The sequence below is a fragment of the Methylobacterium jeotgali genome (assembly GCF_022179345.1).
Taxonomy (GTDB): Bacteria; Pseudomonadota; Alphaproteobacteria; order Rhizobiales; family Beijerinckiaceae; genus Methylobacterium; species Methylobacterium jeotgali.
This window is the reverse complement of sequence record NZ_BPQR01000004.1, coordinates 1-23,133: the sequence shown is the minus strand read 5'-3', so window position 1 is coordinate 23,133 and position 23,133 is coordinate 1. Positions and strand designations below refer to the sequence as shown.

Here is a 23,133-nt window from a genome sequence, read left to right as displayed (position 1 = left end):
CTCCTTCAGGCTGAGCGGGGCAGGGATCGAGGCAGGGATCGAGGCAGGGGCCGAGGTGCTGGCATCGGGGCGTCGGCGCGCACGAGCGGGCCGATGGCGAGCAGCGTCGCGAAGAGCAGCGCGATCTCGAGGTGGTAGACGACGAGGTAGCCGGTGGAGGGCAGGTTCAGCGCCTCGCCGAGCGCACCGGATTCCGCGAGATGCGCGCCGAGATCGCGCAGGATGCCGCTCGCCGCGATGGCGATGCCGGCCGCGCTCGCCTGCACGGCCCCCCAGGCGCCGAGCGCGAGGCCGGTATCCTCGGGGCCGGCCTTGGCCATCGAGGCCGTGAGCGTGCCGTGGGCGAAGAGGCCGCCGCCGAGACCGATCAGGGCGACCCCCGCCGCGAAGAGCCGGCCGGAATCGAGGGGCGCGGCGAAGATCACCGCCGAGAAGGCCGCGATGCCGACGCCCGCGCCGGAGGCCGCGACCCGGAAGGCGTCCCCGCCCCGGTCGAGCCAGCGCGCGGCGAGCAGCAGGCCGAGGCCGCCGCCGGCTGCGAGCAGCGCCGTCAGCGCGGTGGTCGCCGCCACCGGCAGGTGCAGGATCTGCGCGCCATAGGGTTCGAGCAGGATGTCCTGCATCGAGAAGGCCGCCGTGCCGAGCCCCGTGGCGACGAGGCGGCGGCGGGCGCGGCCCTTGCCGGCATAGAGCGCCCAGGAGTCGGCGAAGGCGGGGCGGGGCCGCTCCGGCGCCGTGCGGCTCGGGGCGCGCGGCTCCTGCTTCCAGAGGGCGATGCCGTTGAGCACGATGGTGACGACCGCCGCCCCCTGGATCACCTTGATCAGGCGCAGCGCCGAGAAGTCGGCGAGCAGCAGCCCGAAGGCCACGGCGCTCACCACCATGCCGGCGAGCAGCATCGCGCAGAGCAGCGCCACGACGCGGGGGCGGGCATGGGCCGGGGCGAGATCGGTGGCGAGCGCCAGGCCCACGGTCTGCGTGGTGTGGAGGCCCGCGCCCACCATCACGAAGGCGAGCGCGGCCGCGACATGGCCCGGCCAGACCGGCCCGGTGGTGTCGCCAGACAGGATCAGCAGGGCGAAGGGCATGATGGCGAGGCCGCCGAACTGCAGCAGCGTGCCGAACCAGATGTAGGGAACGCGCCGCCAGCCGAGCACGGAGCGGTGGGTGTCCGAGCGGAACCCGACCAGCGCCCGGAACGGCGCGAAGATCAGCGGCAGCGACAGCATCACCGCGACGATCCAGGCCGGCACCGCCAGCTCGACGATCATCACCCGGTTGAGCGTGCCGATGAGGAGCACGGCGGCCATCCCGACCGTGACCTGGAACAGGGCGAGGCGCAGCAGGCGCCCCATGGGCAGCTCCGCCGTCGCCGCGTCGGCGAAGGGCAGAAGGCCGGGCCCGAGGTTCCGGAAGGCGCGGGTGAGGAGGCCGGCGGTTCTCATGGCGCGCCTCCCTTCTCCCCTCTGCGGGAGACGGCGGCCCGCGAAGCGGGTCGGATGAGGGGAGCGCCATCTCCGGATGCGTCGCTCCCCTCTCCCGTCGCCCTCCGGACGCCGCCCTCCCCCGCAGCGGGGGGAGGGAGCGCGCGCGTGAGCTCGATGGCGTTGGAGAGGTAGAAGCCGCTGTCGATGCGCCGTGTCCGGGTCAGGGCGAAGGCGTCGAGCATCCCTTCCCGTGCGATGCGGCGGCGCAGGGCCGCCTCGGTGATCGGCACGATGGCGGGCGCCCGGTCGCGGCGGGGGAAGAGCCGGCCGGCGGCGTGCATCAGCGTGAGGAGCGCGGTGCGCGGCGCGACGGTGAAGACCAGCGAGGTCTCGGTGCGCCGGCTCAGCTCGGCGAGCGCGCGGGCGATGTCGGCGGCGCCGTAATGGATCAGCGAGTCCATCGCCACGACGTGATCGAAGCGGCCGAGGCCCGCGTCGAGCATGTCGCCGACCCGGAAGTCGATGCAGCCTTCGGCGAGCGGGGCGGTGCGCTCCCGCGCCAGGTCGATCAGGGTCGGGGAGACGTCGACGGCGACGACCTCGGCGCCCCGGCGCGCGGCCTCGAGGCTCAGCGCCCCGGTGCCGCAGCCGGCATCGAGCACCCGCCGCCCGCGCAGGTCCGCCGGCAGCCAGGACAGCAGGGTCTCGCGCATGGCCTCGCGCCCGGCCCGGACCGTGGCGCGGATCTTCGAGACCGGCGCGTCCGAGGTCAGCCGCGCCCAGGCCTCGACGGCGGTGCGGTCGAAGTAGGTGGTGAGCTCGGAGCGGCGCTCGGCGTAGCTGGGCGAGGTCATGTGGTGCGCCTCAATCGAAGCCGAGGAATTCGAAGAGGTCGCGGTCCTTCATCGGGAGCGCGTCGAGCGGCCGGCCGCCGGCCCAGAGATGGGCGGCGAGCCGCATGTACTCGTCGGTCACGGCAGTGAGCTCCGGCGTCGGCTCCATCTCGAAGAGCGTCGCCTTCTTGAGGCGCGAGCGCCGGACCACGTCGAGGTCCGGGAAATGCGCGATGCGCTCCAGCCCGGTCGCCGCGTTGAAGCGGTCGATCTCGTCGGTCTTGGCGGAGCGGTTGGCGATGACCCCGCCGAGGCGCACGTTGTAGTTCTTCGCCTTGGCGTGGATCGCCGCGACGATGCGGTTCATGGCGAAGATCGAGTCGAAGTCGTTGGCGGTGACGATGAGCGCCTGGTCGGCGTGCTGAAGCGGCGAGGCGAAGCCGCCGCAGACCACGTCGCCGAGCACGTCGAAGATCACCACGTCGGTGTCCTCCAGAAGGTGATGCTCCTTGAGGAGCTTCACCGTCTGGCCGACCACGTAGCCGCCGCAGCCGGTGCCCGCCGGGGGCCCGCCGGCCTCGACGCACATCACGCCGTTGTAGCCCTCGGCGACGAAGTCCTCGACGCGCAGCTCCTCGGAGTGGAACTGCACCGCCTCCAGGGCATCGATGACGGTCGGGGCGAGGCGTTTCGTCAGGGTGAAGGTCGAGTCGTGCTTCGGGTCGCAGCCGATCTGGAGGACGCGCTTGCCGAGCTTCGAGAAGGCCACCGACAGGTTCGACGAGGTCGTCGACTTGCCGATGCCGCCCTTGCCGTAGATCGCGAACACCTTGGCGGTACCGATCTTGAGCGTCGGGTCGAGCTCGACCTGGACGCTGCCCTCGGGCCGGCGCGCGGCGATGGGGTTGCGGATGGCGATGTTCATGCGGCGACCCCTGCGGTGATGCCCTCGACGCGGTCCTCCAGCTCCTCCTCAGCGCGGTCGAGCGCGTCGCGCGTCGCCGCGTCGGGGGTCCAGAAGCCGCGCTGGTGCGCCTCGATCAGCCGGTGGGCGACCTTGGCGGATGCGGTCGGGTTGAGCGCGGCCATGCGCTCGCGCATGGCCGGGTCGAGGACGTAGGTCTCGGTGATGCGCTGGTAGACCCAGGGCGCGACCCCGTCGGTGGTGGCCGACCAGCCGAGCGTGTTGGTCAGATGCGCCTCGATCTGGCGGACGCCCTCGTAGCCGTGGCCGAGCATGCCCTCGGTCCATTTCGGGTTGAGCATCCGGGTGCGGGACTCCAGCGAGACCTGCTCGGTCAGGGAGCGCACGACACCCTCGCCGCGGGTCTGGTCGCTGATGAAGATCGGCACGGCGGCGCCCCTCGCCTCGGCCACCGCCCGGCCCATGCCGCCGAGCCCGTCGAAGTAGTGGTCCACCGAGGTCACGCCGACCTCGACGGAATCGAGGTTCTGGTAGGCGAGGTCGACGGTGGCGAGCACGCTGCCCATCAGGGCGCGCTGGGCCTTCGGCACGCCGTTGCGGCCGTAGGCGAAGGACTTGCGCCGGGCGAAGGTCTCGGAGATCTCGTCCGCCTCCTCCCAGCGGCCGGACTCAACCAGCGCGTTGACGTTGGCGCCGTAGGTGCCCTCGGCGTTGGAGAAGACCCTGAGCGCCGCGGTCTCGAGGTCGATGCCGTGCTCGTCCTGCAGCGCCAGGGCGTGCTTGCGCACGAAGTTGCGCTCCACCGGCTCGTCCGCCGTGGCGGCGAGGTAGGAGGCCTCCGCCAGGAGCTTCGTCTGGAGCGGCAGCAGGTCGCGGAAGATGCCCGAGAGCGTGACGACCACGTCGATGCGCGGGCGCCCCAGCGTCTCCAGCGGGATCAGGGTGGCGCCGCCGAGGCGGCCGTAGCCGTCGAAACGCGGGGCCGCGCCGATCAGCGCCAGCGCCTGGGCGATCGGGCCGCCCTCGCTCTTTAGGTTGTCCGTGCCCCAGAGGACCAGGGCGACGCTCTCGGGGAGCGCGGCGCCCTCGTCGGCGTAGCGGGCGAGGAGGCGGGCGGCCTGGCGGGCGCCGTCGGCCAGCGCGAAGGCGGAGGGCAGGCGGTAGGGATCGAAGCCGTGGAGGTTGCGGCCCGTGGGCAGGATGTCGGGATTGCGAAGGAGGTCGCCGCCAGCCACCGGCGCGATGAAACGCCCGTCGAGGGCGGCGAGCAGTCCCTTGATCTCGTGATCCTGTGACAGCTGCCGGTCGGTCTCGCGCAGCGCGGCGAAGGCGGCACGGTTCGGCTCGCTCGCCGGCAGGCCCGCCTGCGCCAGCGCTGCGTCGATCTCCGCTCCCGCCACGAGGGCGGCGAGACCTGCGGGAGCGGGCGCCAGCCCGTGATGGGCCTCGGCCAGCGCCAGGAGGATGTCGGCCCGTTCCTCCGGCGGGGTCTCCCGTCCGGCCACGTGGAGCCCGTGCGGGATCAGGGTGTGCTCCAGCTCGTGCAGGGCCGCGCCGAGGCGCTGGACGTGGCCGGCGAGGTCGGCGCTCCAGACCGGCTCGGCGGTGACGAGGTCGAGGCCCGCGCCCTGCGCCTGGATCAGCTCGGCGAGGTCGCGGCGCTCGGCCAGGGCCTCCGGCTCCAGGGCCCGCCAGCGCTCGATCGAGGCCTTGAGGTCGATGAGCCCGCGATAGAGCCCGGCGCGGGCGAGGCTCGGGGTGAGGTAGCTCACCAGCGTCGCGGCGGAGCGGCGCTTGGCGAGCAGCCCCTCGGACGGGTTGTTGGCGGCGTAAAGGTAGACGTGGGGCAGCGGGCCGATCAGGCGCTCGGGCCAGCAGGCGCCCGACAGGCCGGTCTGCTTGCCGGGCATGAACTCCAGGGCGCCGTGAGTGCCGAAATGCAGCACCGCGTCGGCGCGGAAATCCTCGCGCAGGTAGCGGTAGAAGGCCGAGAAGGCGTGCGTCGGGGCGAAGCCGCGCTCGAAGAGCAGCCGCATCGGGTCGCCTTCGTAGCCGAAGCCCGGCTGCACGCCGACGAAGACGTTCCCGAACTGGGCGCCGAGCACGAAGATCTGCGCGCCGTTGCTGTTCTGGCGGCCGGGGGCCGGGCCCCACTGCGCCTCGATCTCGGCGAGGTGCCGCTCGCGGCGGACGTGCTCGTCGGCCGCGACGCGGTGGTGGACGTTGGCGGCGGTCCCGAACCGGGCGGCGTTGCCGCCGAGCACCGCCTCGCGCAGCGCCTCGACGCTCGCTGGAACCTCGAGCGTGTAGCCCTCGGCCTTCAGCGCGGTGAGCGTGTTGTGGAGCGATTGGTAGACCGACAGGAAGGCGGCCGTGCCGATGCTGCCGGCGTTCGGGGGGAAGCCGAACAGCACCACGGCGATCCGGCGCTCGGCCCGCGCCTTGCGGCGCAGGGCGACGAGGCGCTCGACCCGGGCAGCGAGGGTGTCGGCGCGCTCAGGATTCACGACCATGTCGCGGGCGCTGTCGCCGGGCGAGCGGCTGGAGCGGCCGCCGAACACCGTCGGCGCGGTGGCGCCGTCGAGTTCGGGGATCGCCACCATCATGGTGGCCTCCACCGGCGAGAGGCCGCGGTCGGAGGCCTCCCACTGCTCCAGCGTCTGGAACTCCAGAGCGTGAGCGGCGAGGTAGGGCACGTCGAGGGCGGCGAGCAGCGCCTGCGCCCCGGCGGCGTCGTTGTAGGCGGGGCCGCCGACGAGGGAGAAACCGGTGAGCGAGACCAGCGCATCGATGGTCGGGCGGCCGTCGCGCTGGAAGAAGGCGTCGACCGCCGGGCGGTTGTCGAGCCCGCCGGCGAAGGCCGGCACCACCGCGAGCCCGCGCGCCTCCAGGGCGGCGATGACCCCGTCGTAATGGGCCGTGTTCCCGGCGAGCACATAGGAGCGCATGACGAGGAGGCCGACGCGCCCCTTCACCGGGCCGGCGGGCACCGGCACCCTCGCGGCGTCCTCGCCGATCCGTCCGGCCATGCGTGGGTGATAGAGGCCGGTCTCGGGATAGCCGAGCGGCGCGGGCGCGGCGGCGATCCGGCGCCAGGCTTCCCGCGGGCCCGCCGCGTAGCGCCCGACGAGGAAGCGCACGAGGTTGGCGATGTTCTCGTCCGACCCCGAGAGCCAGTATTGCAGGGTGAGAAAGTAGGCCCGCACGTCCTGCGCCGAGCCCGGGATGAAGCGCAGGATCTTGGGCAGCTTGCGGATCATCGCCATCTGGCGGGCGCCGTTGCTCTGGGCGCCGGGCTTCCCCCGCAGGCGCTTCAGGAAATCGAGGGCGCCGCGCCGCGTGCCGTCCATGTCGAAGCGGTTGAGGCGGGTCGTCTTCACGATCTCGCCCGCCGAGAGGCAGCCGATCATGGCGTCGCAATGCGGGCGCCGGGCGAGCAGGGCGGGGAGGATCGCCCGTACGTGCTCGTCCATGAACAGCATGGTCGAGAGCACGATGTCGCCCCGCGCGACGTCGGCCTTGCAGGCCTCCAGGGCGGCCGGATCGGTGTCCCAGGCCGCGGCGGCGTGGAAATCGAGGACGAGGCCGGGCAGGTCGCGGGCGAGGCGCTGGCGGGCGCGCTCCAGGGCGCTCGCGAGATGGTTGTCCATCGTCACGAGCACGACCCGGAGCGCCGGGCGCTCAGCGTCCGTAATGCGCTTTCGCATCGTACAGCGTCTCGAGGGTGATGAGCGGCAGCGCGCGTTCCCGCGCGAAGCGCTCGGTGTTCGCGCGGGCCTTGCCCCGCACGAAGAACGGGATTTTTTTCAATTCCTTCTCGGCATCGGGGGCCCAGGCGGACGACGCGGCGGCGCTCTTCCCTCCCCCCTCTGCGGGGGAGGCTGGCCCGCGAAGCGGGTCGGGAGAGGGGAACCCGGTTTCCGAAGCTGGCACGACCGGCGTGCGGGACGGCGCTTCGTCCGGCAGCGTCGGCGCACTTCGCCCGAGATGCGAGGGCGCGGCCTCGGCGTGGAACTCCGCGTCCTCGCGGAACATCCCGAGCAGGTGCTCCTCGAGGCCCATCATCAGGGGGTGAACCCAGGTGTCGAACAGGACGTTGGCGCCCTCGAAGCCCATCTGCGGCGAGCGGCGGGCGGGGAAGTCCTGCACGTGGACCGGGGCCGAGATCACCGCGCAGGGCAGGCCCAGGCGCTTGGCGATGTGCCGCTCCATCTGGGTGCCGAGCACCAGCTCGGGCTGGGCGGCCTGGATCGCGGCCTCGACGTCGAGGTAGTCGTCGGTGATCGTGGCCTCGATGCCGTGCAGCGCCGCCTCGGCCCGGACCTCGCGGGCAAACTCGCGGGCATAGGTACCGAGACCGACCACCCGGAAGCCGAGCTCCCCGGCGGCGACGCGGGCGGCGGCCAGCGCGTGGGTGGCGTCGCCGAAGATGAAGACCCGCTTGTCGGTGAGGTAGGTCGAGTCGACCGAGCGCGAGTACCAGGGCAGCCGCGAGCCGTGGCCCTCGAGCACCGGCGCCGGATCGACGCCGGCCGCCGCAGCCACCTCCTCCACGAACCGGATCGTCGCCCGGACCCCGATCGGCACCGTCTCGACGAAAGGCTGGCCGAACGCCTTCTGGAGGTGCAGGGCGGCGGCGCGGGCGATCTCGGGGTAGAGCACCACGTTGAAGTCCGCTGCGCCGAGGCGCCCGAGATCGGCGGGCGTGGCGCCCAGCGGCGCCACCACGTTCACGTCGATGCCGAGGCTTGCGAGCAGCGTCACGATCTCGGCGAGGTCGTCCCGGTGGCGGAAGCCGAGCGCCGTCGGGCCGAGCAGGTTGCAGAGCGGCCGACGCTCCGCCCGCGGCGTCGGCTCGCCCCCGGCGAGCGCCCGCACGAGGCGGTAGAAGGTCTCCGAGGCGCCCCAGTTCTCCTTTTTCTGGTAGGCGGGCAGCTCCAGCGGGACGACCGGGATCGGCAGGTCGAGGGCGCGGGCGAGGCCGCCCGGATCGTCCTGGATCAGCTCGGCGGTGCAGGAGGCCCCGACGATCATCGCCTCGGGGCGAAAGCGCGCGTAGGCCTCGGATACGGCCTCCTGGAAGATCGCCGCCGTATCGCCGCCGAGATCGCTCGCCAGGAAGGTCGTGTAGGTCACCGGCGGGCGGGCGTCCCGCCGCTCGATCATGGTGAAGAGCAGGTCGGCGTAGGTGTCGCCCTGGGGGGCGTGCAGCACGTAGTGCAGGCCGCGCATGGCGGTGGCGATCCGCATCGCGCCGATGTGAGGGGGGCCCTCGTAGGTCCAGAGGGTGAGCTGCATCGCCTCAGACCTCCAGCCGGGCGCGGCGCTTGAGCGGGCGCGCGAAGAGTTCGGCGAGGTCTCCGGCCTGGTCGTAGCCCTGAACCGGGGTGAACAGCAGCTCGATCGACCACTTCGTCGCCAGGCCCTCCGCCTCGAGGGGGTTGGCGAGGCCGAGGCCGCAGACCGTCAGGTCGGGCTGCGCCGCCCGGCAGCGGTCCATCTGCGCATCGAGATCCTGGCCCTCCACGATCCGGGTGCCGGCGGGCAGCAGCGCGAGTTCCGGAGCGAGGTGCTGGCGGTGGAGGTAGGGCGTGCCGACCTCGACGAGCGCCGCGCCCATCTCCCGCGACAGGAAGCGGGCGAGCGGCAATTCGAGCTGCGAGTCGGGAAAGAGGAACACCCGCCGGCCTTCGAGACGTTCGCGGTGGAGGTCGAGCGCCACCGCAGCGCGGGCCCGGCCCGGCGCGGTGACGCGCTCGAAGCGCTCGGCCGGGACGTCGAAGGCGTCGGCGGCGGCCTTCAGCCAGCCCGTGGTGCCCTCCGCGCCGAGGGGGAACGGGGCGGCGATCCGGGTGGCGCCCCGCGCCTCCAGAACGCGGGCGGTCTCGGCCAGGAAGGGCTGCGCCAGGAGGATGCGGGTGTTGGCGCCGATCGCCGGCAGCTGCCCCGCCCGGCGGGCCGGCAGGAACGCCACCTCGGCGAGGCCGAGATCGGCGAAGAGCCGGGCGAACTGGTCCTCGACCACGTCCGCGAGCGCCCCGACCACGAGGAGCGAGGGCGCGGCGGAGGCGGCCGCGCGCGACATCTCCGGGACCAGCGCGGCGAGGCAGGCATCCTCGCCCTGGGTGAAGGTCGTCTCGATGCCGCTGCCGGAATAGCTCAGCACCCGCACCTCGGGATGGAAGGTGCGCGTCAGCCGCCGCGCGGCCTGGGCGAGATCGAGCTTGATCACCTCCGAGGGGCAGGAGCCGACGAGGAACAGCAGGCGGATGTCCGGCCGCCGTTCGATGAGCCGGCGCACGACCCGGTCGAGCTCCTCATTCGCGTCGGCGAGCCCGGCGAGGTCGCGCTCGTCGATGATCGCCGTGGCGAAACGCGGCTCGGCGAAGATCATCACCCCGGCGGCGGATTGGATCAGATGCGCGCAGGTGCGCGAGCCGACGACGAGGAAGAATGCGTCCTGGATCTTGCGGTGGAGCCAGACGATACCAGTCAGGCCGCAGAACACGGCGCGCTGCCCGCGCTCCTGGCGGATCTCGCAGCCCGTCTCCGGGCGCGGCAGAGGCGCGTGGGCGTTCACCGCGCCGGCTCCGCGGCGAACGCTTCCAGGCGCGCGGACCGGAGCTTCAGGAGGAACTGGGTGGCGTTGACGACGTAGGCGGCGTAGGCGGCGAGCGCGAGGAGCATCAGCCCGCTCGTGTCGAGGGCGCCGGTCGCCAGCGCCAGCAGGTAGACGCTGTGCAGGGCCAGCACCAGCATGCTGACCATGTCCTCCCAATAGAAGGCCGGGGCGAACAGGTAGCGGCCGAACACCGCCTTCTCCCAGATCGAGCCCGTCACCATGATCGCGTAGAGCGTCACGGTCTTGGCGACGACGGAGAGGTTGGCGGCCCACGCCCCCTCGCCCGTCGCCAGGGTGCGCAGGACGAGGCCGAGGCTGACGGCGAACACGAGGAATTGAAGGGGGGCCAGGATGCCCTGGACCAGGGTCCAGCGGGTGCGGTCCCGGCGCGCGCGCTGGTCGGCATCGTAGAGCGGTCGTCTTTGCCTGTCCGGTGTCCGGATCATGCGTCCGCCCTCTCGCCGGAGCCCCCTCGATGACCTCGGGACGGGCCGATCGAGGGGAGGTTAGGAACCCCTCCGACGAGTGTCAAGCTGGCTTTACGTCAGATCCAAATTACACTTTGAATGCAAAATAGTTACAAACTTGACGTTGATAACGGCGATTTCAGGCGTATCGTGCAGCTCGCCTCGAGCATGGGCGATGCCCACTTTCCCGGCCCGGAGGCCCAAGAGGCGCATCAAGACGAGACCCGGAATTCGACCGACAAGATCGAACCGACACGGCCATCAGCGTCATTGGGAGGAACCAATGGTTGACATGAGGCAATTCGGTGACGGCTTGCTCTACGATTCCCCCGGCAGAGACCTCGTCGAGATCTGCGATTTCGCGTTCGACTCGCGAATCGAGGTCTTCAACCCCCGTCCGACCATCCAGGACGATCTCGCGCGCGTCGTCGAGGCGGACATCATCCCCCGCCTCATGCTCGCCCATCGGCAGGACGCAGGTCCGTCGGGTGGAAATATCTTGCCTGACACCGATCAGGTCGAGGCGTTCACGGATTTGATCCTGGCACCGGCCGGGGCCGACTTCGATAGCCGGCTCTCCGCCCTGTTGGCGAGCGATCTCGCGCCGGACAGCCTGCTCCTCGACCTGCTGGCGCCGACGGCGCGCCATCTCGGCACCCTCTGGGAGGACGACCTCTGCGACTTCGTCGAGGTGACCCGGGCGATGGGACGCCTCCAGCGGATCATGCGCGCGGTCACCCATCGCTTCGACCGCGCCCCGCACGCACCCCGCAACGGCCGCAGCGTCCTGCTGCTGCCCTGCCCCGGGGATACCCACAGCTTCGGCCTGACGGTGGTCGCCCGCTTCTTCCACGAATCGGGATGGGCGGTGAGCTGTAGAACCGCCGCGAACGAAGATGTCGTCTCGCAGGTCCGCGACGGCTGGTTCGACGTGGTCGGTCTTTCCCTCGCCTGCGAGGTTCTCGTACCGAGGATGACAGAGATGATCGCCGGGATTCGACGGCACTCGCGCAATCCGGCCCTGCGCGTCATCGTCGGCGGACCGGTTTTTCTGGCCGATCCCGGCCGCGTCGGGCAGGTCCGCGCCGATGCCACCGCCCACGATGCCCGCCAAGCCGTGCATGTCGCCGAGAGCCTGCTTGATCTGTCGGCGAGACCCTGCTGAAAGAACCAACCCCCTCGGGAAGGATTGCCCCAACAGACAGCCTTGCCCGACCACATCACGATCCGGTGACCTGTGAGCAGCCTGGCGCACCATGCCACGAGAGAAGCGCTCGCGGCGCTTCAGACCTCCCTCGGACCGCTCGATGCGCAAGCAGCCGGGGCGCTGGTGGCCGCCGCGACGGATCTCTCCCTGGTGATCGACGGCGAGGGCGTGATCCGGGATGCGAGCTTCGCGAGCGCCGATCTCAAGGGCGAGGGCTGCGAGACCTGGCTCGGGCGGCCGTGGATCGACACGGTCACGGTCGAGAGCCGGCCGAAGATCGACGCCCTCCTCAAGGACGCCGCCCCCGGCGCGGTGACGCGCTGGCGGCAGGTCAACCACCTCTCGCCGACCGGCATCGACCTGCCGGTGCGCTACGCTGCCATGCGGCTCCCCGGGGACGGGCAGGTCCTGCTGCTGGGGCGGAACCTGCGGGCCATGGCCTCGCTCCAGCGCACCCTGGTCGAGACGCAGCAGGCGCTGGAGCGCGACTACCTGCGCATGCGCGATGCCGAGACGCGCTACCGCCTGCTCTTCCAGCTCGGCTCGGAGCCCGTGCTGGTGGTCGATGCCGGCACCCGCCGGGTGACGGACGTCAACCCAGCCGCGGCGCGCCTGATCGGCCGGCCCGAGAAGCGCATCGTCGGGCAGGACGCCGTCGACCTCTTCGACGCCTCCAGCCTGCGCGATCTCGAGATCCTCTTCGCGGGCCTGCGCGTCACCGGGCAGGCCGCCGACCTCGACGCCCGGCTCGGGGCCCGGCGCGGCCCGGTTCGGGTCGCCGCCTCGCTGTTCCGCCAGGACAACGCCACCAGCGTGCTCCTGCGCCTCGCCGCCGCCGAGGCGGACACGGCCCAGGCCGAGCCGGCGCGCGCCGGCGCCCTCGACGTCGTCCGGAGCCTGCCGGAGGGCTTCGTCGTGACCGACCCAGAGCGGCGGATCCTCACCGCGAACCCGGCCTTCCTCGACCTCGTCCAGCTCGCCACCGAGGAGCAGGTTCGCGGCCAGCCTCTCGACCGCTGGCTCGGACGCGAGCAATCGGAGGTCGCGACGCTGCTCGCGATGCTCGCCCAGCACGGATCGGTGCGTTACTTCCCGACCCATGTCCGGGGCGCCTACGGGACGATGGAGGAGGTCGAGGTCGCCGCCGTCTCGGCGACCGACGGGAGCCGGCCCTGCCTCGGCTTCACCCTGCGCGCCATGCCCCGCCGGGCAGTGGCCGCCTCGGGCAGGCGGGAGCTTCCGCGCTCCGTCGAGCAGATGACCGAGCTCGTCGGCCGGGTGCCCATGCGGAACCTCGTGCGCGAATCGACGGACCTGATCGAGCGCCTCTGCATCGAGGCCGCGTTGCGCATCACCCAGGACAACCGGGCCTCCGCCGCCGAGATGCTCGGCCTCAGCCGGCAGGGCCTCTACGCCAAGATGCGACGCTACGGCATCGGCGACCTCGACGCGCCGGACGGGGTGGCCGACTCGGTGTAGCCGTCGGTCGAAGCCGCCGGGATGCGATCGTGATGTAAATCAAACTTGACACTCGACGCTGTAAAAAACTAGCGTCGTATCATGGCAACGCCGGCACCCAGCGCCCTCGTCGAGCTTCTGAAGCCGATCACATGGTTCGCGCCGATGTGGGCCTTCGTCTGCGGCGCCGTCTCCTCGGGATCTTCGCCGAGCGGGCAGTGGACGGTGATCGCCGCCGGGGTGATCCTGGCCGGACCGCTGGTCTGCGCGACCTCGCAGGCCGTCAACGACTGGTACGACCGTCACGTCGACGCCATCAACGAGCCGCAGCGCCCGATTCCCTCCGGGCGGATGCCGGGCCGCTGGGGCTTCTACGTCGCCGCGGGCTGGACCGTCCTGTCGCTGCTGGTCGCCGCGGCGCTCGGCCCCTGGATCCTCGGCGCCGCGCTGTTCGGCCTCGTCCTCGCCTGGATCTACAGCGCGCCGCCCCTGCGCCTGAAGCGCAACGGCTGGTGGGGCAACTCGGCGGTGGCGCTCTGCTACGAGGGCCTGCCCTGGTTCACGGGAGCGGCGGTGATGGCCGCGGCAGTGCCGGACGGTCGCATCCTCCTCGTCGCCCTGCTCTACTCCGTGGGCGCCCACGGCATCATGACCCTCAACGACTTCAAGTCGGTGGAGGGGGACCAGCGCACGGGCATCCGCTCGCTGCCCGTCCAGCTCGGCACGCTCGGTGCCGCGCGCCTCGCCTGCCTCGTGATGGCGCTGGCGCAGCTCGCGGTCATCCTCTCCCTGCTCGCGTGGGGACGCCCCTGGCACGGCGCGCTGATCGCCGCGCTGCTTCTCGCCCAGTTCGTCCTGATGGCTAGCCTGCTCGCCGATCCCCGCGGGCGCGCCGCCTGGTACAACGGCACCGGCACGACGCTCTACGTCCTCGGCATGCTGGTGGCGGCCTTCGCCCTGCGCCCGCTCGCGATGGGAGCCCCGTGATGGCGGCCGCATCCTTCGGCTGGATCGCGATCGTACGGCTCGGCCTCGTGCAGACGGCGCTCGGTGCCGTCGTGGTCTTGATGACCTCGACCATCAATCGGGTGATGGTCGTGGAGCTGGCGCTGCCGGCGATCGTCCCCGGCGGCCTCGTCGCCCTGCACTATGCCGTGCAGGTGCTGCGCCCGCGCTGGGGCTACGGCTCCGACCGCACCGGCCGCCGGACGCCCTGGATCCTCGGCGGCATGGCCGCCCTCGCCCTCGGGGGCTTCGGAGCGGCGGTGGCCACGGCGCTCACCGAGACGCATCCGGCCGCCGGCCTCGCCCTGGCGGTGCTGTCCTTCGCCGCGGTGGGGATGGGGGCGGGCGCCGCCGGCACCTCGCTCTTGGTCCTCCTCGCCACTTGCGTCGAGGCGCGCCGCCGGGGGGCGGCGGCCACCATCGTCTGGGTGATGATGATCGCGGGCTTCGCGATCACCGCCCCGCTCGCCGGACACTTCCTCGAGCCCTTCTCGGGGGCGCGGCTGGTGGCGGTCTCCGGCACCGTCTCGGCGATCGCCTTCGCGGTCGCCTGCCTCGCGGTCCGCGGCGTCGAGCCGGCGCCGGTCGCCCGCGGCGCGGCCGAGGCCCGGAAGCGCCCGTTCCCCGAGGTGCTGGCCCGGGTCTGGGCCGAGGCGGACTCGCGCCGCTTCACGATCTTCATCTTCGTGGCCATGCTCGCCTACAGCGCGCAGGAGCTCATCCTGGAGCCCTTCGCCGGGCTCGTCTTCGCGATGTCGCCGGGCGTCACCACCAAGCTCGCGGGCCTCCAGCACGGGGGCGTGCTGGCGGGCATGCTGGCGGTCGCCGGCCTGACCATGGGGATCGGCGGGCCCGTCCTCGGCTCGCTCAGGCTCTGGACGACGCTCGGCTGCGTTGGCTCCGCCCTGGCGCTCGTCGGGATCGCCGGCAGCGGGCTGGCGGGCACGGAAGGCGCGTTCCGGGCCCTCGTCTTCGGCCTCGGGCTCTTCAACGGCATCTTCGCGGTGGCCGCCATCGGCTCGATGATGGCGCTCGCCGGGATCGGCGGCGAGGCCGAGCGCGGCACCCGCATGGGGGTCTGGGGGGCGGCGCAGGGTCTCGCCTTCGGAGCCGGCGGCTTCCTCGGGACCGTGGCGGTCGATCTCGCCCGGCTCGTCGCGCCGCGTCCCGTCGATGCCTATGCGGGCGTCTTCACCGGGGAGGCCGTCCTGTTCGTGCTCGCCGCCGCCCTGGCGCTGCGGATCGCCCACGCGCCGGGAACGCGGGTGCCGCGGGCCCGGCGCAGCGCGCAATCCTTCGAGGCCGGTCTCTCCACGAGGTGACGTCATGCGAGGTGAAGCCGTGGCCGCCGCGAGGAGCACCGACCTCGAGACCTTCGACGTCGTGGTCGTGGGCGGCGGCCCGGCGGGCGCCACCGCCGCCACCGATCTCGCCCGCGGCGGGCGGCGCGTGCTGCTCCTCGACAAGCCCGGCCGGATCAAGCCCTGCGGCGGCGCGATCCCGCCGCGCCTGATCCGCGACTTCGCGATTCCCGACCACCTCCTCGTCGCCCGCATCCGCTCGGCCCGGATGATCTCGCCGAAGGACAAGCGGGTGGACATGCCCATCGGCGACGGCTTCGTCGGCATGGTCGACCGGGCCGATTTCGACCCCTGGCTTCGCGCGCGGGCGGTGGAGGCCGGGGCGGTGCTGCGGGCGGCGAGCTTCCGGCACGTCGAGCGCGACGGCGAGGGGCCCGTCGTGCACTACACCGCCGACGGCTTTCCCCGCGCCGCCCGGACCCGCCTCGTGATCGGGGCCGACGGAGCGAGCTCGTCCGTGGGGCGCGCCGAGATCCCCGGCCATGCCGCCATGCGCCAGGTCTTCGCCTATCACGAGATCGTCCGGCTGCCGGAGACCGGGCGTCACACGGTCGAGGCGACACGCTGCGACGTGCTCTACCAGGGCCGCCTCTCGCCGGACTTCTACGCCTGGGTCTTTCCTCATGGCGGCACCGTCAGCATCGGCACCGGCAGCGCCCGCAAGGGCTTCTCCCTGCGCGGCGCCGTTCGGACCCTGCGCGCCGCCACGGGCCTGGAAGCGGCCGAGACGGTGCGCCGCGAGGGCGCGCCGCTGCCCCTCAAGCCGCTGCGCCGCTGGGATAACGGCCGCGACGTGCTCCTCACGGGGGATGCCGCCGGCATCGTCGCGCCCGCCTCCGGCGAGGGTATCTACTACGCGATGCTCGGCGGGCGCCTCGCGGCGGAGGCGGCGCAGAGCTTCCTCGCCACCGGCCGCGTCCAGGCGCTCGGCGAGGCCCGGCGGCGCTTCATGCGGCTGCACGGGCGCATCTTCCTGATCCTGCGGATCATGCAGGGCGTCTGGTACCGCAACGATACCCTGCGGGAGCACTTCGTCTCGATCTGCCGCGACCGCGACGTCCAGCAGCTCACCTGGGATTCCTACATGAACAAGGAGCTGGTGCGCGCCAGGCCCGTCGCCCACGCGCGCATCTTCTTCAAGGACCTCGCCCACCTGTTCCGCTGGGTCTCGCCATGAGCCCGACCTTGGACCTGACGGGGAACGGCTGGGGACCGGTGCTGGTCGCGAGCGGGGTGGCGATCCTGGTGGCGCTCGCCGGCGGCATCCTCACGGACACGGGGGCCTGGTACCGCTCCCTGCGGCGCCCCTCCTGGAAGCCGCCGGACTGGGCCTTCGGCCCGGTCTGGACAGTGATCTTCGCCCTGACGGCGACCTCCGCCGTGCTCGCCTGGAACGCCGACGCCGAATGGGGCTCGAGGGCCGCCCTGCTCGCGGCCTACGCGATCAACGCCGTGCTCAACGTCGCCTGGAGCGGCCTCTTCTTCACCCTGCGCCGGCCGGACTGGGCTCTGGTCGAGCTCGTGCTGCTCTGGCTGTCGATCGTCGGGCTGATTCTCGTCACGACGCCGCTGTCGGTCACGGCGGCCCTGCTGCTCGTGCCGTATCTCGCCTGGGTCGGGACCGCAGGGTTCCTGAACCGCGCGATCGTGCGGCTCAACGGCCCCTTCCGGAGCGCCTGAGCGATGGAGGCGCTGTTTGCCAGCGGACGCATCGTCGACGCCATCCTGCTCCTCGTGGCGATCGAGGCGCTGATCCTGATCCCCTGGCGCCGAGGGGCCGGTGCGGCGCTTTCGCTCCTCTGCAACTTGGCCTCCGGCGTGGCGTTGATGCTCGCCCTGCGTGCCGCGCTGACGGGATCGCACTGGACGACCGTCGCGGGCTGTCTCGCCCTCGCGGGTCTGGCCCATGCCGGCGAGATGGCCCTGCGCCTCGGCGGCCCCTCTCTCGATCGTCCAGCGCGCGGAGCGCCCACCCGGATCGACCCGCCCGCCTGATCCCGTCCCCGACCGCACCGGAGCGAACCCATGAGGAACCGCCGCGACGCTCTCCATCCCGCGCCTCGACCCAGGGATCGGGGCCGGGGCGGCGCGCCGCGGTTCCTGGCCGGCCGGCCGCGAGACATCCTCCGGGCCGCCCTGTTCCTGGGGATCGCAAGCGGCGTTCCGCTGGCGGGCGCGGCCTCGGCGCAGGACGCGGAGCTGATCAAGCGCGGCGAGTACCTCGCCACCGCCGGCGACTGCGTCGCCTGCCACACGGCGCCGGGGGGCAAGCCCTTTGCCGGCAACTACGTGCTCAACACCCCGATCGGCAAGATCACGACCCCGAACCTCACCCCCGACAAGGAGACCGGCCTCGGCAACTGGAGCGCCGACGACTTCTACCGGGCCTTCCACGAGGGCATCGGCAAGGACGGCGGCTATCTCTACCCGGCCTTTCCCTTCGCCTGGTACACGAAGGTCACCCGCGCCGATGCCGACGCGATCTACGCCTACCTGATGTCGCTGCCGGCCGTCCGCTCGCCGCGCCAGACCTCCGAGATCCCCTTTCCCTTCAACATCCGCACCGCGCTCGTCACCTGGCGGACCGCCTTCTTCTCGGCGGGCGAGTTCAAGCCCGATCCGCAGGCCAGCGCCGAGGTCAACCGCGGCGGCTACCTCGTGGAGGGGCTCGGGCACTGCGGCATGTGTCACAACGCCAACAAGATCGTCGGCAACAGCGGCCTGGCGGGCAAGCTCGGCGGCGGCGTCATCGACGGCTGGTACGCGCCCAACATCACCCCCGACGACCATACCGGCATCGGCGCCTGGAGCGACGATCAGGTCGTGACCTACCTGAAGACCGGTGCGGCGCCGGGCAACCAGCCGGGCGTCGCCGCCGGCCCGATGCGCCAGACCATCCAGGAATCGCTGTCGAAGCTCACCGACGCCGACCTCAAGGCCATGGTCGCCTACCTGCGCACGCAGAAGGCGAAGGAGAGCTACAAGGTGAAGGACCTGCAGGCCTTCGCCACGCCCGGCGCACCGGGGGCGGCGACCTATCTCAGCTACTGCTCCTCCTGTCACAAGCCGGACGGCAGGGGCGTCGAGGGTGCGATCCCGGCGCTCGCAGGCAACAGCTCCGTGCAGGCCAAGGGGCCGGAAACGGTGATCCGCGTCATCCTCGGCGGGCTCAGCGCCCAGAACGGCTACGCGCCGATGCCGGCGATCGGCGCCGGCATGACCGACCAGGAGGTTGCCGACGTCACCGACTACATCCGCAACGCCTGGGGCAACGCCGCTCCGGTGATCGGCGAGCGGGGCGTGGTCGCCGAAGCGCGCAAGGCCACGCAGACGATGCTCGCCGGAACCGCGCCCTGCGCCGAGATCGCCCAGCCGGAGCTCGCCAAGGCGGTCGCCGATCTCGGCGTCGTCCAGCGGCTCAAGGGGCTGGCGCAGGAGAACTTCATCCCCACAGTCAACGCCCTGCTGCCGCCGCTCCGCGCGGCGGTGCCGGGCGCCAACGGGGACGATCTCGTCAACGGCCTGACCACCGCCTTCTGCCAAGCCGGCCGCGACGATCCGGGCTATGCGAAGGCCGGCTGGCACGCGACGATCGGCAGCTTCGCGAGCATCGCCTACAGCCAGCTCCGCAACCCGGAGAAGCGGGCCTCGAACGGCAGCGCGCCGCGATCGCCGTAAGCGACGACGCCGGGAGCCGCGCCCGGCCGGTTCGGGCCGGGGCGTGGCTCCGGGTTGCCGGTTCGGCGCGCCTCAATGCTCCGTGCCGGGCCGGTTCGGCCGGGGCGGGCCGCCATGGTGCTCGACGAAGGCGGACCGGTCCGGGCTGTTCTTCTTGGCGGCGACGCGGGCGCGCATCACCAGCAGGACGACGCCGGCGATGAGCAGCGTCGCGAGCGCGAGACCGAATATCAGGTATTGATCCTGCATGTTCTCCTCCGAGTCTTCGATTGATGGTCGAAGTGCCGTCGGCACGCGAGAGTTCCAGCTTGACCTCGCGATGCTCGAGATCGTTCAGGCTTCCGCAGCCCGACGACATGAGTTTTCTGAGCGCCCGGCGCGCGATGTCTGGCGATCGGCCGCGGATACTGCGGCGATCGATCCTTCCGGGCTAGGCGCCCGTCCATCGCGCGCGACGTTGCCGGGGGGAGCCCTCGGCGCGTAGGATGCCCGCGCTCTGCTCCCCCAATAAGGCCACCCGCCGGATGAACGTCCTCGGCATCGAGACCACCTGCGACGAGACGGCCGCGGCGATCGTCGCCCCCGCCGAGGGCGAGGGCGAGACGCGCGGAATCGTGCGGGCGAACGAGGTGCTGAGCCAGATCGCCGAGCACGCGGCCTATGGCGGCGTCGTGCCCGAGATCGCCGCCCGCGCCCATGTCGAGGTGCTCGACCGGCTGATCGCCCGCGCCCTCGACCGCGCGGGGCTGAGGCTCGCCGAGCTCGACGGCATCGCCGTCGCCGCCGGGCCCGGCCTGATCGGCGGCGTCCTCGTCGGCCTCGTGACCGCCAAGACCCTGGCGCTCGTCGCCCGCAAGCCGCTCCTCGCCGTGAACCATCTCGAAGCCCACGCGCTCACCGCGCGGCTCACCGACGGGCTCGCCTTTCCCTACCTGCTGCTCTTGGCGTCGGGCGGGCATACGCAGCTCGTGGCCGTGAAGGGCGTCGGCGACTACGTGCGCCTCGGCTCGACCATTGACGACGCCATCGGCGAGGCCTTCGACAAGGTGGCGAAGCTCCTCGGCCTCGCCTATCCCGGCGGCCCCGAGGTCGAGCGCATGGCCGAAGCCGGCGACCCGGAGCGCTTCGCCCTGCCCCGGCCGATGCTCGGGCGAAAGCGGGCCGACTTCTCCCTCTCCGGCCTCAAGACGGCGCTGCGCATCGAGGCGGAGCGGATCGCGCCGCTCGCCGAGCGGGACGTGGCCGATCTCTGCGCCGGCTTCCAGGCGGCCGTCGTCGACGTGGTCGTCGACCGGGTCCGCGTGGCGTTGCGCGACTTCGCGAATGTGGCCGGGCACCCGACCGCCCTCGTCGCGGCGGGCGGCGTCGCCGCGAACGGCGCGCTGCGCCGGGCGCTCGCCGCGCAGGCCGGCGAGGCCGGGCTCGCCTTCGTCGCCCCACCGCTGAACCTCTGCGGCGACAACGGCGCCATGATCGCCTGGGCGGGAATCGAGCGCCTGCGCCTCGGCCTCACCGACGACCTCACCGCTCCGGCCCGCGCCCGCTGGCCCTTCGCCGCCGAGCTGAAGGCCGCTGGATGAGCGCCGCCGAAACGGACGCCGCGCTTCGCACCCGCTGGCGCGACCTCGTGGAGCGCCGCCTGCCCGCCGCCGCCCCCGGCCGGCCGGACTGGCCCGTGCGCCTCGACCACTGCTTCGCGCGCATCCTGCTCGACAACGCCTGCGGCGGTCCCTGGCGGGAGAGCGCTGCGCCGCCCGCCTGGGCGAACATGCCCGCCGAACGGCTCGCCCAGGCCGTCGCTCTCGGCGAGGCGGTGCTCGCGGGCGGCGCCGACCTCGCGGCGCTGAACCGCCGCTCGCTCGACTGGCGCGGCAAAACGGGGCCGGCGCTCGCGAGGTGTGCCCGCGCATGAGCGGCCCTCTCTCCCACGTCGCCGTGGTCGGCGGCGGCGCCTGGGGCACGGCCCTGGCGAACGCCGCCGCCGCGGCCGGCCACACCGTGACGCTCTGGATGCGCGACGCCGAGGCCGCGGACCGGTTGGAGCGCGCGCGGGAAAACGCCCGCTACCTGCCCGGCGTGCCGCTCCATCCGCGCATCCGCGCCACCGGCGCCCCGGAGGGTCTGCACGAGGCCGGCACCTGCCTCCTCGTGGTGCCGGCGCAGACCACGCGCGCCGTGCTCGGCGCCCTCGAAGAGCATCTCCGGGCCGGCGCGCCGGTGGTGCTCTGCGCCAAGGGCATCGAGCGGGGCAGCGACGCCTTCATGAGCGCGGTGGCCGCCGAGGTGCTGGCGCCGGGCACGCCGCTCGCCGTGCTCTCGGGCCCGAGCTTCGCGGCGGACGTCGCCCGCGGGCTTCCCACCGCGGTGACGCTGGCAAGCGCCGACGCGGCCCTTGCCGCGAGCCTCGCCAGAAGCCTCTCCGGCCCGGCGCTGCGGCTCTACCACACCGACGACGTGCGCGGCGTCGAGGTCGGCGGGGCAGGCAAGAACGTGCTCGCCATCGCCTCGGGCATCGTCGCCGGGCGCGGCCTCGGCGAGAGCGCGCGGGCGGCGCTGATCGCGCGGGCCTTCGCGGAGCTGATGCGCTTCGCCCGCAGCCTCGGGGCGCGGCCGGAGACGCTGATGGGCCTCTCGGGCCTCGGCGACCTCGTGCTGACGGCCTCCTCGCCGCAGTCGCGCAACTTCGCCTTCGGCCAGCGCCTCGGACAGGGGGAGGCGCCGGAGGCGGCCTCCGGCGGCAAGCTCGCCGAGGGCGCCTTCACCGCCGCCGCCCTGGTGGCGCTCGCCCGCTCGAAGGGCGTCGAGATGCCCGTCGCCGAGGCGGTGGCCGACGTGGTCTCCGGCGCGGCGCGCGTCGAGACCGCCATCGCCCGGCTGCTGGCCCGCCCTCTCAAGGGGGAGGCGGAGTGAGCGGGTTCCCGATCCTCGCCTTCCTCGCCGGCCGGGGCCGCGACGGCTCGGGGCGGCTCCTCTCGGAGGTGCTCGCCTTCGACGACGCCGCGATCGAGGGTGTCCACGACTTCATCCAGTGGTGCTTTCCGAGCATGGAGCCCAGCCGCGCGGTGCCTGGCGCCCCGGTGCTGGCCCCCGGCGAGGCCGAGGCGATCCGCGCGGACCCGGAGGCCCGCGCCGGTCTCGCCCGGGCGCTCGCCCGGATGGAGCGCTTCTATGGGAGCACGGACGACTGGCTCAGCGCCTTCGACCACAACCACCTGCGCATCACCCGGATCGTCGCCGCGGCGCGCGACCTCCTCGGCGCGGCGGAGGCCCGCGTCTTCCACGCCCACGTCTCGGCGCGCAACCGCGCTGCCGGAAGCCCGGTCAACGCCGAGAGCCTGCGCCGCTGGGCGCTGGCGCTCGGGGAGCCGTAAGGGCGGGGCCGATCCCCGTCGGGTGGGTGACGCAGCCCCGCCGCGCGGTTCAGACGGGCCCGGACGGGCTCGGCGGATCGCGCAAGGTACGGAGCGTCCGCAGGGCCTCGACGCGCGCGACCGTCAGCGCGTCGATCATCGGCGCGAGATCGTCCTGGCCGCGCGCCGCGGTCTCGATCCGCCGGCACAGCTCCGACAATCCGGTGAAGCCGAGCAGCCCCGCGGCGGCGATCATGGCGTGGGCGTCCTCGGCGATCCGGGTCCGGGCCGTCGGCGGCGCCCGGAACCGTTCGGCGAGCTCCGTCTCGAGGAGGCTGAGCAGGCCGGCGACGCGCTCTGCCCCGAAACTGTCGCGCACGGATTCGAGCACCGCTTCATCGAGGACCGGCGGCGCCACGTCCGGCTCGGCCGGCACCTGGGAACGCAGCCGCCCGCCCCAGCGCTCGACCATGGCGAGTAGCTCCGGGCGGCGGAAGGGCTTTCCGATGTGGTCGTCCATGCCCGCCTCGCGCAGGGCAGAGACCTGGGCCGGCAGCACGTTGGCGGTCATCGCCACCACCGCCAGCGCGCCCGCCGCGCCGGGCAGCGCACGGATGCGGCGGGTGGCGGCGAGCCCGTCCATGCCGGGCATCTGCACGTCCATCAGCACGAGGTCGTAGGGCTCGCCGGCCCGGGCGGCCGCGTCCACGGCCGCGACCGCCTCCGCGCCGCCGCCCCGGCAGTCGACCCGGTGGTCGCCGCTCTCGAGGACGGCGCGGGCGAGCTCCTGGTTCAGGAGC

20 protein-coding genes and 1 pseudogene are annotated in these 23,133 nt (G+C 72.8%); 12 read left to right on the top strand and 9 right to left on the bottom strand.

All coding sequences use genetic code 11. The features are described from left to right. Nucleotides 1–5 precede the first annotated feature (5 nt). The 7 genes from MFF04_RS01450 to bchF are packed head-to-tail and all read right to left on the bottom strand — an operon-like array spanning nt 6 to nt 10,253. Entirely contained in the window at nt 6–1,445 is a 1,440-nt protein-coding gene (locus MFF04_RS01450; RefSeq protein ID WP_238273715.1) for an MFS transporter, read from the bottom strand. Beyond that, nucleotides 1,442–2,281 carry a magnesium protoporphyrin IX methyltransferase gene (bchM, locus tag MFF04_RS01445; protein WP_238273714.1) on the bottom strand — a complete coding sequence of 280 codons (840 nt, stop codon included), beginning with the start codon at nt 2,279–2,281 and terminating at the stop codon, nt 1,442–1,444. The genes MFF04_RS01450 and bchM overlap by 4 nt, the downstream gene beginning before the upstream one ends. 10 nt (nt 2,282–2,291) lie before the next feature. After that, on the bottom strand, nt 2,292–3,185 hold the full coding sequence (gene bchL / locus MFF04_RS01440) for a ferredoxin:protochlorophyllide reductase (ATP-dependent) iron-sulfur ATP-binding protein (RefSeq protein ID WP_238273713.1): 894 nt from the start codon (nt 3,183–3,185) through the stop codon (nt 2,292–2,294). Then, on the bottom strand, nt 3,182–6,892 hold the full coding sequence (locus MFF04_RS01435; RefSeq protein ID WP_238273712.1) for a magnesium chelatase subunit H: 3,711 nt from the start codon (nt 6,890–6,892) through the stop codon (nt 3,182–3,184). Before MFF04_RS01435 ends, bchL begins: the two co-directional genes overlap by 4 nt. Next, on the bottom strand, nt 6,867–8,483 hold the full coding sequence (gene bchB, locus MFF04_RS01430; RefSeq protein ID WP_238273711.1) for a ferredoxin:protochlorophyllide reductase (ATP-dependent) subunit B: 1,617 nt from the start codon (nt 8,481–8,483) through the stop codon (nt 6,867–6,869). The genes MFF04_RS01435 and bchB overlap by 26 nt, the downstream gene beginning before the upstream one ends. A 4-nt stretch (nt 8,484–8,487) precedes the next feature. Next, a complete protein-coding gene (locus MFF04_RS01425; protein WP_238273710.1) occupies nt 8,488–9,765 on the bottom strand; it encodes a ferredoxin:protochlorophyllide reductase (ATP-dependent) subunit N in 1,278 nt (425 codons plus the stop codon). Then, nucleotides 9,762–10,253 carry a 2-vinyl bacteriochlorophyllide hydratase gene (bchF, locus tag MFF04_RS01420; protein WP_238273709.1) on the bottom strand — a complete coding sequence of 164 codons (492 nt, stop codon included), beginning with the start codon at nt 10,251–10,253 and terminating at the stop codon, nt 9,762–9,764. Before bchF ends, MFF04_RS01425 begins: the two co-directional genes overlap by 4 nt. Nucleotides 10,254–10,566: 313 nt before the next feature. Here bchF and MFF04_RS01415 point away from each other — a divergent pair, with 313 nt between their 5' ends. The 8 genes from MFF04_RS01415 (at nt 10,567) to MFF04_RS01380 (ending at nt 18,983) form a co-directional block, all read left to right on the top strand. Then, complete coding sequence (locus MFF04_RS01415) at nt 10,567–11,439, top strand: cobalamin B12-binding domain-containing protein (protein ID WP_238273708.1); 873 nt, start codon at nt 10,567–10,569, stop codon at nt 11,437–11,439. Between the two features lie 72 nt (nt 11,440–11,511). Further along, entirely contained in the window at nt 11,512–12,960 is a 1,449-nt protein-coding gene (gene ppsR / locus MFF04_RS01410) for a transcriptional regulator PpsR (RefSeq protein WP_238273707.1), read from the top strand. Nucleotides 12,961–13,041: 81 nt separating this feature from the next. Further along, nucleotides 13,042–13,926 (top strand): chlorophyll synthase ChlG, encoded by an 885-nt coding sequence (gene chlG / locus MFF04_RS01405; protein WP_238273706.1) that lies wholly within the window; start codon nt 13,042–13,044, stop codon nt 13,924–13,926. Further along, nucleotides 13,926–15,266, top strand: a complete 1,341-nt coding sequence (locus MFF04_RS01400) for a BCD family MFS transporter (protein WP_238273705.1) — start codon at nt 13,926–13,928, stop codon at nt 15,264–15,266. Before chlG ends, MFF04_RS01400 begins: the two co-directional genes overlap by 1 nt. 4 nt (nt 15,267–15,270) lie before the next feature. Further along, nucleotides 15,271–16,482, top strand: a complete 1,212-nt coding sequence (locus MFF04_RS01395; RefSeq protein WP_238273704.1) for a geranylgeranyl diphosphate reductase — start codon at nt 15,271–15,273, stop codon at nt 16,480–16,482. Next, nucleotides 16,479–16,985: a TspO/MBR family protein gene (locus MFF04_RS01390; RefSeq protein WP_238273703.1), complete on the top strand. Its 507-nt coding sequence runs from the start codon at nt 16,479–16,481 to the stop codon at nt 16,983–16,985. Before MFF04_RS01395 ends, MFF04_RS01390 begins: the two co-directional genes overlap by 4 nt. Nucleotides 16,986–16,988: 3 nt before the next feature. Next, nucleotides 16,989–17,300: a hypothetical protein gene (locus MFF04_RS01385; protein ID WP_238273702.1), complete on the top strand. Its 312-nt coding sequence runs from the start codon at nt 16,989–16,991 to the stop codon at nt 17,298–17,300. A 30-nt stretch (nt 17,301–17,330) separates the two neighbouring features. Then, on the top strand, nt 17,331–18,983 hold the full coding sequence (locus tag MFF04_RS01380) for a c-type cytochrome (protein WP_238273701.1): 1,653 nt from the start codon (nt 17,331–17,333) through the stop codon (nt 18,981–18,983). 72 nt (nt 18,984–19,055) lie between these two features. On the opposite strand, the gene MFF04_RS01375 is transcribed toward MFF04_RS01380, so the two are convergent. Then, complete coding sequence (locus MFF04_RS01375; protein WP_238273700.1) at nt 19,056–19,232, bottom strand: hypothetical protein; 177 nt, start codon at nt 19,230–19,232, stop codon at nt 19,056–19,058. Nucleotides 19,233–19,507: 275 nt separating this feature from the next. Between MFF04_RS01375 and tsaD the strand changes: the two genes are divergently transcribed. The 4 genes and pseudogenes from tsaD (at nt 19,508) to MFF04_RS01355 (ending at nt 22,354) form a co-directional block, all read left to right on the top strand. After that, on the top strand, nt 19,508–20,563 hold the full coding sequence (gene tsaD, locus MFF04_RS01370; RefSeq protein ID WP_238273757.1) for a tRNA (adenosine(37)-N6)-threonylcarbamoyltransferase complex transferase subunit TsaD: 1,056 nt from the start codon (nt 19,508–19,510) through the stop codon (nt 20,561–20,563). Continuing rightward, a pseudogene (locus MFF04_RS01365) lies at nt 20,560–20,859 on the top strand (GNAT family N-acetyltransferase); the annotation flags it as partial. The gene tsaD and the pseudogene MFF04_RS01365, both read left to right, overlap by 4 nt. Nucleotides 20,860–20,891: 32 nt before the next feature. Next, nucleotides 20,892–21,893, top strand: coding sequence for an NAD(P)H-dependent glycerol-3-phosphate dehydrogenase (locus MFF04_RS01360; protein ID WP_238273699.1), 1,002 nt, complete (start codon nt 20,892–20,894; stop codon nt 21,891–21,893). Continuing rightward, nucleotides 21,890–22,354, top strand: coding sequence for an opioid growth factor receptor-related protein (locus tag MFF04_RS01355; RefSeq protein ID WP_238273698.1), 465 nt, complete (start codon nt 21,890–21,892; stop codon nt 22,352–22,354). Before MFF04_RS01360 ends, MFF04_RS01355 begins: the two co-directional genes overlap by 4 nt. 49 nt (nt 22,355–22,403) lie before the next feature. Here the strand turns inward: MFF04_RS01355 and MFF04_RS01350 are convergent. Continuing rightward, nucleotides 22,404–23,133, bottom strand: a 730-nt coding sequence (locus MFF04_RS01350; RefSeq protein ID WP_238273697.1) for a response regulator, incomplete at its 5' end; no start/stop codon positions are given.